The 12,262-nt window shown below is 70.1% G+C and carries 9 protein-coding genes and 2 pseudogenes; 2 read left to right on the plus strand and 9 right to left on the minus strand.

Annotated elements, in window-relative coordinates; all coding sequences use genetic code 11:
* Positions 1 to 6: 6 nt before the first annotated feature.
* From mrdA to ACFY04_RS03470, 7 genes are all read right to left on the minus strand, one after another.
* Positions 7 to 2,184 (minus strand): penicillin-binding protein 2, encoded by a 2,178-nt coding sequence (gene mrdA, locus ACFY04_RS03440; protein ID WP_389113995.1) that lies wholly within the window; start codon positions 2,182 to 2,184, stop codon positions 7 to 9.
* Between the two features lie 13 nt (positions 2,185 to 2,197).
* The gene (gene mreD, locus ACFY04_RS03445; protein WP_389113996.1) at positions 2,198 to 2,905 is read right to left on the minus strand and encodes a rod shape-determining protein MreD; all 708 of its coding nucleotides are present in this window, start codon (positions 2,903 to 2,905) and stop codon (positions 2,198 to 2,200) included.
* Between the two features lie 13 nt (positions 2,906 to 2,918).
* A complete protein-coding gene (gene mreC / locus ACFY04_RS03450; protein ID WP_389113997.1) occupies positions 2,919 to 3,866 on the minus strand; it encodes a rod shape-determining protein MreC in 948 nt (315 codons plus the stop codon).
* A gap of 134 nt (positions 3,867 to 4,000) precedes the next feature.
* Positions 4,001 to 5,020: a rod shape-determining protein gene (locus tag ACFY04_RS03455; protein ID WP_008738981.1), complete on the minus strand. Its 1,020-nt coding sequence runs from the start codon at positions 5,018 to 5,020 to the stop codon at positions 4,001 to 4,003.
* Between the two features lie 296 nt (positions 5,021 to 5,316).
* Complete coding sequence (gene ndk, locus ACFY04_RS03460) at positions 5,317 to 5,727, minus strand: nucleoside-diphosphate kinase (RefSeq protein WP_389113998.1); 411 nt, start codon at positions 5,725 to 5,727, stop codon at positions 5,317 to 5,319.
* A 64-nt stretch (positions 5,728 to 5,791) separates the two neighbouring features.
* Complete coding sequence (locus tag ACFY04_RS03465; protein ID WP_389113999.1) at positions 5,792 to 6,160, minus strand: DUF4233 domain-containing protein; 369 nt, start codon at positions 6,158 to 6,160, stop codon at positions 5,792 to 5,794.
* A 3-nt stretch (positions 6,161 to 6,163) separates the two neighbouring features.
* Positions 6,164 to 7,702, minus strand: coding sequence for a bifunctional folylpolyglutamate synthase/dihydrofolate synthase (locus ACFY04_RS03470; protein ID WP_389114000.1), 1,539 nt, complete (start codon positions 7,700 to 7,702; stop codon positions 6,164 to 6,166).
* A 116-nt stretch (positions 7,703 to 7,818) separates the two neighbouring features.
* On the opposite strand from ACFY04_RS03470, the pseudogene ACFY04_RS03475 reads away from it, so the two are divergent.
* Positions 7,819 to 7,959: pseudogene (locus tag ACFY04_RS03475) on the plus strand (rod shape-determining protein); the annotation flags it as partial.
* 55 nt (positions 7,960 to 8,014) lie between these two features.
* Positions 8,015 to 8,206: pseudogene (locus ACFY04_RS03480) on the plus strand (rod shape-determining protein); the annotation flags it as partial.
* Positions 8,207 to 8,231: 25 nt separating this feature from the next.
* Here the strand turns inward: ACFY04_RS03480 and ACFY04_RS03485 are convergent.
* Together ACFY04_RS03485 and ACFY04_RS03490 are read right to left on the minus strand one after the other, a co-directional pair.
* Positions 8,232 to 9,380 (minus strand): sensor histidine kinase, encoded by a 1,149-nt coding sequence (locus tag ACFY04_RS03485; protein ID WP_389114001.1) that lies wholly within the window; start codon positions 9,378 to 9,380, stop codon positions 8,232 to 8,234.
* A 183-nt stretch (positions 9,381 to 9,563) separates the two neighbouring features.
* Positions 9,564 to 12,185: a valine--tRNA ligase gene (locus ACFY04_RS03490; RefSeq protein ID WP_389114002.1), complete on the minus strand. Its 2,622-nt coding sequence runs from the start codon at positions 12,183 to 12,185 to the stop codon at positions 9,564 to 9,566.
* Positions 12,186 to 12,262 lie beyond the last annotated feature (77 nt).

Below are 12,262 nucleotides of genomic sequence, written 5' to 3' on the forward strand. Positions count from 1 at the left end.
CTTCCCTTAGTCCTGGCGTGCCGCGGGCGGTGCGGGCGGCCCTGCGAGCACGGCCGGCTCCAGATCCTCCGGGGACGCCGGCACGTACGGCCGGATCTCCGGGGAAATGATGGAGCCGTCGGGCTCGATCCGGGGCAGCTTCGCCTCGGGGCCCAGCAGCAGGGCCTTCTTGAGGTCCTGCTTCCCGTCCATGGTCAGACCGTAGATGGCGTTGTAGAGGTTGCGCACGGCGGGGCCCGAGGCTCCGGAGCCGGTGCCGCCCTGGGAGATCGTCATGACGATCGTGAAGTCCTTGGTGTAGGTCGCCAGCCAGGAGGTGGTCTGCTTGCCGTAGACCTGGGCGGTACCGGTCTTGGCGTGCATCGGGATCTTGTCCATCGGCCAGCCGCCGAACCGCCAGGCGGCGGTGCCGCCGGGCTCGACGACCGAGCGCAGGCCCTTGTCGAGGTCGCTGACGGTCTTGGCGTCGATCGGCAGCCTGCCGTGCGACTGGGGCTTGATCATCTCGATGTGCTTGCCGTCGGGGCTGATCACGGCCTTGCCGACCGTGGGGTTGTAGAGGGTGCCCCCGTTGCTGATGGCGGAGTACGCGGTGGCCATCTGGATGGGGGTGACGAGGACGTCGCCCTGGCCGATGGCGAAGTTGATGCTGTCGTAGGCCTTCAGCTGGTTGCCTTCGAGGCAGCTCTCGTAGGCGATCTGCTCGACGTAGGTGCCGCCCCGCTTGCCCTGCTTGCACCAGGCGTTCTTGTTGGCCTTCCAGAAGTTCTGCTTCCACTTCCGGTCGGGGATGCGTCCGGTGACCTCGTTCGGCAGGTCGATCCCGGTCTCGGAGCCGAGTCCGAACTCCCGGGCGGTCCGGTAGAACCAGTCGTGGGCGTTCTTGGGGCTGAGGCCGCCGTCGCGCTGCCACTCCTTGTGGCCCAGGGCGTAGAAGACCGTGTTGCAGGAGAACTTGAGGGCGTCTCCGAGGGTGATGGGGCCGTGCCCCTTGGACTCGAAGTTCGCGAAGCTGCGGCCGCCGAGGCTGTAGGAGCTGCTGCAGTTGTACTTGTCGTCGAACTTGTAGCCGGCCCGGACGGCCGCGCTCGCGGAGACCACCTTGAAGATGGAGCCCGCGGGGGCCATGCCCTGGATGCCCCGGTTGAGCAGCGGGTAGTTGGAGCCCTTGCTGGTGAGCCTGGCGTAGTCCTTGCCGGAGATGCCGCCGACCCAGGTGTTGGGGTCGTAGTCGGGCTGGGAGGCCATGGCGACGATGCGGCCGGTCTTGGCCTCCATGACGACGACGGCGCCCGAGTCGGCCTCGTACTTGCGGCCGGTGATGTTGTCGGTCTCGTTGCGGACGACCTTCATCGCGTCCTGGAGCTCGTACTCGGCGACGGCCTGGACCCGGGCGTCGATGCTGGTGACGAGGGTGGATCCGGCCACGCCCCGGTCGGACTTGGTCTGTCCCATGACCCGGCCGAGGTTGTCGACCTCGTACGAGGTGACCTCCGCCTTGCCGCGCAGCTGCCTGTCATAGGTGCGTTCGATGCCGGAGCGCCCGACCTGGTCGGACCGCAGGTGCGGCGAGTCGGAGTCCTTGGCCTTCTGGATCTCCTCGTCGGTGACCGGCGAGAGATAGCCGAGCACCTGTGCGGTACGGGCCCCGCCGGGGGCCGGGTAGCGGCGGACCGCGGTGGGCTCGGCGGTGATGCCGGGGAAGTCCTCCGGGCGTTCGCGCAGCTGCAGCGCCTGCTGCGTGGTGGCTTCGAGGGTGACCGGGATCGGCTGGTACGGGGAGCCGTTCCAGCAGGGCGCGGGCGTCTGGGAGTCGCAGAGCCGGACCTTGTCCATGACCTCTTTGGGGGTCATGTCCAGGACGTCGGCGAGGCGGGTCATGACGCCCTTGCCCTTGTCCTTCATCTTCATCAGCGCGGTGCGGCTGGCGGAGACGACGAGGCGGGTCTCGTTGTCGGCGAGCGGGACCCCGCGGGCGTCGAGGATCGAGCCGCGCACGGCGGGCTGGACGACCCGCTGGACGTGGTTGCTCTTCGCCTCGTGGTAGTACTCGTCGCCGTTGCGGATCTGGAGGTACCAGAGCCGTCCGCCGAGGGTGAGGAACATCGAGAGGACGAGCACCTGGATCATGACGAGCCTGATCTGCACCCGGGAGGTACGGCCGGTCTCCGGAACGTTGCTCACGACGGCTCCTCCCTCACAGCTTTTTGACGCTCTTCACACCCTTGACCGCCTTGACCCCCTTTATACGGACGGCTTTGTTCGCCCGCGAGCGGGCGGTCTTCAGGCGCAGGCCGCCGCGCTGGCTGCCGATGCGCAGGCCCGTACCGCCGGCCAGCCAGCCGGCGGAGACGTCGGCGGCCTTGTTGGCGGGGCCGCCGCCGGCCTCGACGGCCATCGGGTCGTTCTCGGCGCGCCGGGCCAGGGCCATGATGAACGGCACGGTGAACGGCGCGAGCAGCAGGTCGTAGAGGGTCGCGGTGAACAGCAGCCCGGTCAGACCCACGTGGCGGGCGGCGGTGTCGCCGACGAGGGCGCCCACACTCGCGTAGAGGAGAGTGGAGCCGATCGCGGCGGCGACGACGGTGAGCATCGGGCCCCAGGCGGAACGGAACCGGCCGCCGTCGGGGCGGGTCAGCCCGGCGACGTAGCCGATGACGCACAGCACGAGCGCGTACCGCCCGGCGGCGTGGTCGGCGGGCGGGGCCAGGTCGGCGAGGAGTCCGGCGGCGAAGCCGATGAGCGCACCGCTGACGTGCCCGTACACGAGTGCGAGCGAGACGACCGTGAGGAGCAGCAGGTCGGGCACGGCGCCGGGCAGTTGGAGCCGGCCCAGGACGGTGACCTGGATGACGAGGGCGACCACGACGAGGGTGGCCGAGAGCAGGATCCGGTTGAAGCGCATGCGTGGTCTGCTCCTAGTCGTCGGCCGGCTTGGCGGGCACGCCGGCGGACCCGGACGGGGTGACCGTGACGGTGACCGTCGGGGTGGGCTTGGGTGCCTCGGGCTTGGGCGGCAGCACCGCGTCGCGGGGGTCCTCGCGCGGCGGCATCACGACGACGCCGACGATGTCCAGGCGCGAGAAGCCGACGAACGGACGCACCCAGACGGTGCGGGTCAGGTCGCCGCGCGAGGGGTCGACCTTGACCACCTCGCCGATCGGCACACCGGGCACGAAGGGCTTGTTGCCGCGCGAGCCGAAGGTGACGAGCCGGTCGCCGGGGCTGACCTTGGCCTTGCCGTTGAGCATCTGGACGGACAGGGCGCGGTCGCCCTGGCCGGTGGCGAAGCCCAGTTCACCGGTCTTCTCCAGCCGGGTGCCGACGGTGAAGTCGGGGTCGTTGGCGAGGACGACGGTGGCGGTGTCGGGGCCGACGGTGCTGACCCGGCCGACGAGCCCGTCCCCGTTGAGGACGGTCATGTCGCGTTCGATGCCGTCCTTGCTGCCGGCGTCGATGGTGACGGTCCAGGAGAAGCCCTGGGCCGCTCCTATGGCGATGACCTCGGCGCCCTTGATGCCGTACTGCCCGGCGCCGGCCCGCTTGAGCATCTCGTCGAGCTCGTGGATGCGGCTGCGGGTCTGGCCCTCGCTGCCCAGCTTGGCCTTCAGCGCCGCGTTCTCGCGCTCCAGCGTGGCGATGCGGTTGTGGCGCTCGCCGGAGTCCCTTACCGCCCCTATGGCGTTGGCGACCGGGTCGACCGCGGTCGCCACACCTTCCTCGACCGGGCCGAAGACCGCTGCGGCGGCCTGCCGGGCACCGTCGACCGGCGACTCCTCGCCTGCCCTGATGTCCACCGTGATCAACGCGAACGCGATGGCGATCAGAAGCACCAGGAGCAGCCGGCTTTCTCGTGTGTCCCTCACGTGCGGCGGCCGTGCCTTCCTCGTCGAAATTCTCTTTTGCCTGTATATCAACGATCCGCCGCACGGGCCCGGTAGCACCCGTACGGCGGATCCTTGTGTTCCGCATGGCCCCTCCCGGCAGGGAGGGGCATCTGTCAGCGACGGGGCTGGGCGTCCAGGACCTGCTGGAGGGCCTCGAACTCCTCGACGCACTTGCCGGAGCCGAGCGCGACGGAGTCGAGGGGGTCCTCCGCGATGTGGATCGGCATGCCGGTCTCCCGGCGCAGCCGCTCGTCGAGGCCGCGCAGCAGGGCGCCGCCGCCGGTCAGGACGATGCCGCGGTCCATGATGTCGCCGGAGAGCTCCGGCGGGCACTTGTCGAGCGTGGTCTTGACCGCGTCGACGATGGCGTTGACCGGCTCCTCGATGGCCTTGCGCACCTCGGCGGCCGAGATGACGACCGTCTTGGGCAGGCCGGAGACCAGGTCGCGACCGCGGATCTCGGTGTGCTCGTCCTTGTCGAGGTCGTAGGCCGACCCGATGGTGATCTTGATCTGCTCGGCCGTGCGCTCGCCCAGCAGGAGCGAGTACTCCTTCTTGATGTGCTGGATGATCGCGTTGTCGAGCTCGTCGCCGGCCACCCGGATGGACTGTGCCGTGACGATTCCGCCGAGGGAGATGACGGCGACCTCGGTGGTGCCGCCGCCGATGTCCACGACCATGTTGCCGGTGGCCTCGTGGACGGGCAGGCCCGAGCCGATGGCGGCGGCCATGGGCTCTTCGATGATGTGCACCTGGCGGGCGCCGGCCTGCGTGGACGCCTCGATGACGGCGCGTCGCTCCACTCCCGTGATGCCGGAGGGAACGCAGACCACCACGCGCGGGCGGGCCAGGTAGCGGCGCTTGTGGATCTTGAGGATGAAGTACCGGAGCATGCGCTCGGTAATCTCGAAGTCGGCGATGACGCCGTCCTTGAGGGGCCGTACGGCGACGATGTTGCCGGGCGTGCGCCCGATCATCTTCTTCGCCTCCGAGCCGACCGCCAGGATGCCACCGGTGTTCGTGTTGATGGCGACCACGGACGGCTCGTTCAGGACGATCCCCCGGCCCCTCACGTACACCAGCGTGTTGGCGGTCCCGAGGTCGATCGCCATGTCACGGCCGATGAACGACATTTTGTTCCCCTTGTTCCCCATGAGGAGCGTCTGGCCTTCCAGTTGATAGCGGCTGCTGTCAGGTCGGCGAGGTGGGTGTGTGGGTGGAGGCCCCATCGTAGTGCCGCAAGTACGAAGACCGCGCGACGGGACTCCGGCAATCCCGCCGGAACGGATACCCGCCCCCTCAGTGGTGACGACGTGTCCTGCCCAGGCGTTCCCGCTTCGGCCCGGAAATACCGGAGGGCGACCGAAATTACTTCGGTCGCCCCAGGTCATGAGCGCTATTCGGCTGATGTTCCGTCAGGGAAGAGTGCTCAGAGCGCCGGGAAGAACAGCTTCAGCTCACGCTCGGCGGACTCCTCCGAGTCCGAGGCGTGGATCAGGTTCTCACGCGTGATCGTGCCGAAATCACCCCGGATGGAGCCCGGTGCCGCGGCGATCGGGTCAGTGGGTCCGGCCAGCTGGCGGACACCCTCGATCACCCGCTCACCTTCGACCACCAGGGCGACGATCGGGCCGCTCGCCATGAAGCCCATGAGGGGCTCGTAGAACGGCTTGCCCTTGTGCTCGCCGTAGTGCGCCTCCAGGGTCTCCTGGTCCAGCGTACGCAGCTCCAGTGCGGGGATGCTCCAGCCGGCCTTCCGCTCGATGCGGCCGATGATCTCGCCGACCAGACCGCGACGGACGGCGTCGGGCTTGAGCAGGACGAGGGTGCGCTGGGTCATGTTGCGGCTCCTTGCGGCAAACGGGTGCGGTAGGGCGAATCTACAGGGCCGATCCGGTGACCCGTCACGCAGCGTCAGGCGCCCCGGGCGCCCCCGGCGCCTCCTGAGCGGCCGCCCAGCGCGCCTTGATCGTGTCGATCTTGCGGCCGTAGTGCACGGAGCACCACCACAGCCCGGCGAACACCGCGCCGAGGAAGAACATCGTCGGGACGACGAACCCGCTCACGATCAGGCCGATCTGCAGGGCCCAGCCCAGCTGGACCGCCCCGGGGCGCGACAGCATCCCGCACAGCAGCACCGACAGCAGCATGGCGACCCCGCACACCGTCCAGACCGCGGCCTGGGTCAGATCGGGGTCCTTCATCGCCACCAGCCCCGCGAAGCCGATCACGAAGAACTCGCCGATCAGCGTGCTCGCACACAGCGTGCGCATCCCTCAGCCCCTCTTCAGCAGCAGGCGGGCCTCGCCCACCGTGATCACGGAACCGGTCACCAGGACCCCGGCCCCACCGTATTCGGCCTCTTCCTCCGCCAGGGTGATCGCCGCCTCCAGGGCGTCGTCCAGCCGCGGCTCCACCTGCACCCGCTCCGCGCCGAAGACCTCGACCGCGACGGCCGCCAGCTCGTCCGCTCCCAGCGCCCGGTGGCTGGAGTTCTCCGTCACCACCACCTCCGCGAAGATCGGCTCGAAGGCCTCCAGCACCCCGCGGACGTCCTTGCCCTCGCTCGCGGCCACGACCCCGATCAGCCGGCTGAAGCCGAAGGACTCGGTGACCGCCTCCGCGGTGGCCGCCGCGCCCGCCGGGTTGTGCGCCGCGTCCAGGACCACCGTCGGGCTGCGCCGCACGACCTCCATGCGGCCCGGCGAGGACACCGAGGCGAAGGCCTTGCGCACGGTGTCCACGTCCAGGACCCGGGCGTGCTCCTGGCCGATCCCGAAGAAGGCCTCGACGGCGGCCAGCGCCACCGCCGCGTTGTGCGCCATGTGCGCGCCGTACAGCGGCAGGAAGATGCCGTCGTACTCGCCGCCCACACCGCGCAGCGTCAGCTGCTGGCCGCCGACCGCGACCTCGCGCGAGACGACGCCGAACTCCATGCCCTCGCGGGCCACCGTGGCGTCCACCTCGACGGCCTTCTTCAGCAGCACCTGCGCCGCGTCCACCGGCTGCTGGGCCAGGATCACGGTCGCGTCCTGCTTGACGATGCCGCCCTTCTCCACCGCGATCTCACCGGGCGTGGAGCCGAGCCGGTCGGTGTGGTCCAGGCTGATCGGGGTGACCACGGCGACGGACGCGTCGATGACGTTGGTCGCGTCCCAGCTGCCGCCCATGCCGACCTCGACCACGGCCACGTCCACCGGGGCGTCCGCGAAGGCCGCGTAGGCCATTCCGGTGAGCACCTCGAAGAAGGACAGCCGGTACTCCTCGGAGGCGTCGACCATCTCCACGTACGGCTTGATGTCGTGGTACGTCTCGACGAACCGCTCGGCGGTGATCGGCGCCCCGTCGAGGCTGATCCGCTCGGTGATCGACTGCACGTGCGGGCTGGTGTAGCGCCCGGTGCGCAGCTCGAAGGCGTTCAGCAGGGCCTCGATCATGCGGGCTGTGCTCGTCTTGCCGTTGGTGCCGGTGACGTGGATGGACGGGTACGCGCGCTGCGGCTCGCCCAGCACGTCCATCAGCGCCGCGATCCGCGAGACCGAGGGCTCCAGCTTGGTCTCGCCCCAGCGGGTGGCGAGCTCCTGCTCCACCTCCAGCAGCGCCTTGGCGATCTCGGGGTCGACGGGCATGGCGGGTACCGGGTCGCCCTGGGGCGGTCCGGCCTGGGCGCGCAGGGTGCGGCTACCGGCCTCGATCACCGCCAGGTCGGGGTCGCGGTCGGACTCTTCCGCCACGATCTGGTCGAACTCGTCGAAGGTGCCGGCGAGGTCGTCGTTGTCGTCGCGGTCGTGGCTCTCGGGCTGCTGGTCACTCACAGGGCCAGTCTACGGACGGGGACCCGGAGGACTTTCGGCCCGGCCGTTTCGGGACCTCCGGCGCCCGGAGCGACCGGATCGTTATGCAAGCCTTGCGGCAGGAGACAGGGGGATAAATGCCGCATTCCAGCAGCAATAAGACAGCATCCAGCCGCGACATCGGGATCGACCTGGGCGCCGCCAACACCCTCGCCCACGCACGGGGGCACGGCATCGTCCTCAATGAGCCGTCCGTGGTCGCCGTGAAGGCGGGCACCACCACCGCACTGGCCGGGGGTACGGACGCCAAGGAGACCATCGGCCGCACCCCCGGCTCCGGAGCACGGCATCGTGCTGACCGGCGGCGGCGCACTGCTGCCCGGCCTGGACCTGCGGATGGCTTCCGCCACGGGCATCCCGGTCTTCGTCGCGGACAACCCGCTGGACTGCGTGGCGCTGGGCTCCGGCCGGTGCGTGCAGGACCTGGACACCCTGGGCGGCCTGCCGGCCCCGGCGAAGGTCTGAGCCGCGCCCTGGGCCCTGGAAGGGCTCAGCCGCGCGGGAGGGTGGCGACGACCTCGTACGAGTCCCGCGTGCGCGTCGCCGTCAGGGTCCCGCCCAGGCTGCGTACGCGCTCGGACATGCTCGCCGTGCCCGAGCCCGCAGAGACCGGGGCCCGGCCCGGGGTCCGGGCCGGCAGCGCGTTGCCGACCGCTATCCGCAGCCGCGGGCCGTCCGCCGTGATCGACACGTCGATGGTCTCCCCGTGCGCGTGCTTGGCGGCATTGGTCAGGCACTCCTGCACCACCCGATAGACCGCCGCCTGCCGCAGCGGGGAGAGCCCGTGCACGTCCTGGTCCATGGCGAGCCGGACGGGCGAACCGGCCCGCCCGCTCTCCTCGGCGAGCGCCGGCAGCCCGTCCACGCCCGGGGTCGAGGCCCGCTCCCCGCGCTGCACGATGATCTCGTTGAGCACCAGATGGGCCCGCCGCGCGGTGTCGGCGAGCTCCTCGAAGTCCGGCCCGTACGCCGTCTCGCGCGCCCGCATCGACAGCACCTCGGAGCGGACCGTGAGCAGGGTCAGCTCGCGCCCGACGAAGTCGTGGACGTCGCGGGCCACGGAGGTGCGCTCCTGCTGGACGGCGTGGAGCACGGCGGACTCGGCCCGCCGGGCGGTCAGCTCCCCCACCAGGTCGTGCCGGTAGGCGGCGATGCCCACCGCGGAGGCGAGCACCCCGATGGGCACGACCACGCTGAGGAACCCGCTGAGGGTCTGCCCCGCGGGCTCGGGCCAGCCCGGCAGGACGAACATGACCAGCGCGAAGGCGACGTAGCCGAGCGTGGCGAGGATCCCGGCCCGGCGCCCGCGGTAGCGGCCGACCGAGTAGAGGGCGAACTGGATCAGGGTGAGCTCGTGCAGCCACCCGATGAAGAGCAGCGCGGCCAGGTACGAGATCCAGGGCTGCCGACGGCGCACCAGCAGGGTGGCGCAGCCGAGGGCGAGGACGACGGCGGCGGTGGGCCCGGTCAGCGAGTTGTCGGCGGCGGCGAGACCCGGGAGGTCGAGGGCCATCAGGCCGAGGCAGCCGAGCGCGGTGAGCACGTCCACGGCCCGCGGCGACCCGGCCCAGCTCTCGGTGAGCCGGCGGCCGGAAGCCACCAGCCGGTCGAAGGCCGGGACGACGGGCTTGACGCGCATGCCCTCCATCATCCGTGGTCAGCGCCTCGGTTCGGATCACGCAGAATCGAAAACGGAGTGATTTAGGGCACTTCGGACAGCCGTCCGCCGTGACGCCGGCCCCCGCACGGGGAAGGGATACGGCGAAGGCCCCCGCGTCGACCGACGGTGCGGGGGCCTTCTCCTGTGCGTACGTACCGGCTGCTAGGCGGCCGGCAGGCCGTCCAGCTGCGCCTGGAGCCGGGCGATGTCCGCCTCGGCCTTGGCGAGCCGGCCCTTGATCTTGTCCACGACGTTGTCCGGAGCCTTGGCGATGAACGCCTCGTTCCCGAGCTTCGCCTCGGCCTGCTGCTTCTCCTTCTCCGCGGCGCCCAGGTCCTTCGTCAGGCGCTTGCGCTCGGCCGCCACGTCGATGGTGCCCGACAGGTCGAGCGCGACGGTGCCGCCGGCGACCGGGAGGGTCGCGGTGGCGCTGAAGGCGTCACCCTCAGGCTGGAGGCGCAGCAGCTGCCGGATGGCCGCCTCGTGCGCGCCCAGCCCGGTGACGCCCAGCTCCAGACGGGCCGGAACCTTCTGGCCGTCCTGCAGGCCCTGCTCCTTGCGGAAGCGGCGGACCTCGGTGACCACCGACTGGACGGAGGCGATCTCCGCCTCGGCGGCCTCGTCGCGGAAGCCGCTGTCCTTCGGCCAGTCGGCGATGACGAGGGACTCGCCGCCGGTCAGCGTGGTCCACAGCGTCTCGGTGACGAAGGGGACGACCGGGTGCAGCAGCCGCAGCATGACGTCGACGACCTCACCGAGGACGCGGCCGGAGACCTTGGCCTGCTCGCCGCCCGCGAAGAAGGTCGTCTTCGACAGCTCGACGTACCAGTCGAAGACCTCGTCCCACGCGAAGTGGTAGAGCGCCTCGCTGAGCTTCGAGAACTGGTAGTCCTCGTAGTACGCGTCGACCTGCGCGACCGTCTCGTTCAGCCGGGACAGGATCCAGCGGTCGGTGGCCGACAGTCGCTCGACGGGCGGCAGCTCGCCCTCGATCGTGGCGCCGTTCATCATCGCGAAACGCGTGGCGTTCCAGATCTTGTTGGCGAACTTGCTGGAGGCCTGGACCCAGTCCTCGCCGATCGGGACGTCGATACCCGGGTTGGCGCCGCGGGCCAGGGTGAAGCGGACCGCGTCGGAACCGTACTTGTCCATCCAGTCCAGCGGATTGACCACGTTGCCGAAGGACTTCGACATCTTCTTGCCGCGCTCGTCACGGACCATGCCGTGCAGGGCGATGGTGTGGAACGGCGGGGTGCCGTCCATCGCGTACAGGCCGAACATCATCATCCGGGCGACCCAGAAGAAGAGGATGTCGTACCCGGTGACCAGGACGGCGTTCGGGTAGAACTTCGCCAGGCTGTCGGTCTGCTGCGGCCAGCCGAGCGTGGAGAACGGCCACAGGCCCGAGGAGAACCAGGTGTCCAGGACGTCGGTGTCCTGGGTCCAGCCCTCGCCGGTGGGCGGCTGCTCGTCCGGTCCGACGCAGACGACCTCGCCGTTCGGGCCGTACCAGACCGGGATGCGGTGACCCCACCACAGCTGGCGCGAGATGCACCAGTCGTGGAGGTTGTCGACCCAGTCGAAGTACCGCTTCTCCATCTCCTGCGGGTGGATCTTGACCTCGCCGTTGCGGACCGCGTCACCGGCGGCCTTGGCGAGCGGGCCGACCTTGACCCACCACTGCATCGACAGACGCGGCTCGATGGTGGTCTTGCAGCGCGAGCAGTGGCCGACGGAGTGCGTGTACGGGCGCTTCTCGGCGACGATCCGGCCCTCGGCGCGCAGCGCGCCGACGATGGCGGAGCGGGCTTCCAGCCGGTCCAGGCCCTGGAAGGGGCCGTGGACGGTGATGATCGCGTGCTCGTCCATGACGGCGAGGTTCGGCAGGTTGTGGCGCTGGCCGATCTCGAAGTCGTTCGGGTCGTGCGCCGGGGTCACCTTGACGGCGCCGGTGCCGAACTCCGGGTCGACGTGCTCGTCCGCGACGACCGGGATGCGGCGGCCGGTGAGCGGCAGCTCGATCTCGGTGCCGACGAGGTGCTTGTAGCGCTCGTCCTCGGGGTGGACGGCGACGGCCGTGTCACCCAGCATCGTCTCGGCGCGGGTGGTCGCGACGACGATGGACGCGTCGCCCTCGCCGTAGCGGATCGAGACGAGCTCGCCCTCGTCGTCCTGGTACTCGACCTCGATGTCGGAGATCGCGGTCAGGCAGCGGGGGCACCAGTTGATGATGCGCTCGGCGCGGTAGATCAGCTCGTCGTCGTAGAGCTTCTTGAAGATGGTCTGGACGGCCTCGGAGAGGCCCTCGTCCATGGTGAAGCGCTCACGGGACCAGTCGACGCCGTCGCCGAGGCGGCGCATCTGGCCCGAGATCTGACCGCCGGACTCGCCCTTCCACTCCCAGACACGCTCGACGAAGGCCTCCCGGCCGAGGTCGTGGCGGGACTTGCCCTCCTTGGCGAGCTCGCGCTCGACGACGTTCTGGGTGGCGATGCCGGCGTGGTCCATGCCGGGCTGCCACAGCGTCTCGTAGCCCTGCATGCGCTTGCGGCGGGTGAGGGCGTCGATCAGCGTGTGCTCGAAGGCGTGGCCCAGGTGCAGGCTGCCGGTGACGTTGGGCGGCGGGATGACGATCGCGTACGGAGGCTTCTCGCTCTTGGCGTCCGCCTCGAAGTAACCGCGCTCTACCCAGCGCTCGTAGAGCTTCCCTTCTACCTCGGCCGGCGCGTACGTGGTCGGCAGTTCGGAGGTGGGGCTGCTGGGTGTCTGCGTGTTCTCGGTCACGGGGCACAGTTTAGAGCGGTAACAGTCCAGTCATGAAACCGGTATTCCCGGGGCCCGGCGCCCTTCCCGCGCCTGGC

The organism is Streptomyces sp. NPDC001549 (assembly GCF_042894025.1).
GTDB classification, from domain to species: Bacteria; Actinomycetota; Actinomycetes; order Streptomycetales; family Streptomycetaceae; genus Streptomyces; species Streptomyces kutzneri.

What these genes read in the sequence shown, in the direction of transcription:
- ndk (WP_389113998.1), bottom strand. Translation starts at nt 5,727, where the DNA reads ATGACCCAGCGCACCCTCGTCCTGCTCAAGCCCGACGCCGTCCGTCGC.
- ACFY04_RS03465 (WP_389113999.1), bottom strand. Translation starts at nt 6,160, where the DNA reads ATGCGCACGCTGTGTGCGAGCACGCTGATCGGCGAGTTCTTCGTGATC.
- mreD (WP_389113996.1), bottom strand. Translation starts at nt 2,905, where the DNA reads ATGCGCTTCAACCGGATCCTGCTCTCGGCCACCCTCGTCGTGGTCGCC.
- ACFY04_RS03485 (WP_389114001.1), bottom strand. Translation starts at nt 9,380, where the DNA reads ATGCGCGTCAAGCCCGTCGTCCCGGCCTTCGACCGGCTGGTGGCTTCC.
- ACFY04_RS03455 (WP_008738981.1), bottom strand. Translation starts at nt 5,020, where the DNA reads ATGTCGTTCATCGGCCGTGACATGGCGATCGACCTCGGGACCGCCAAC.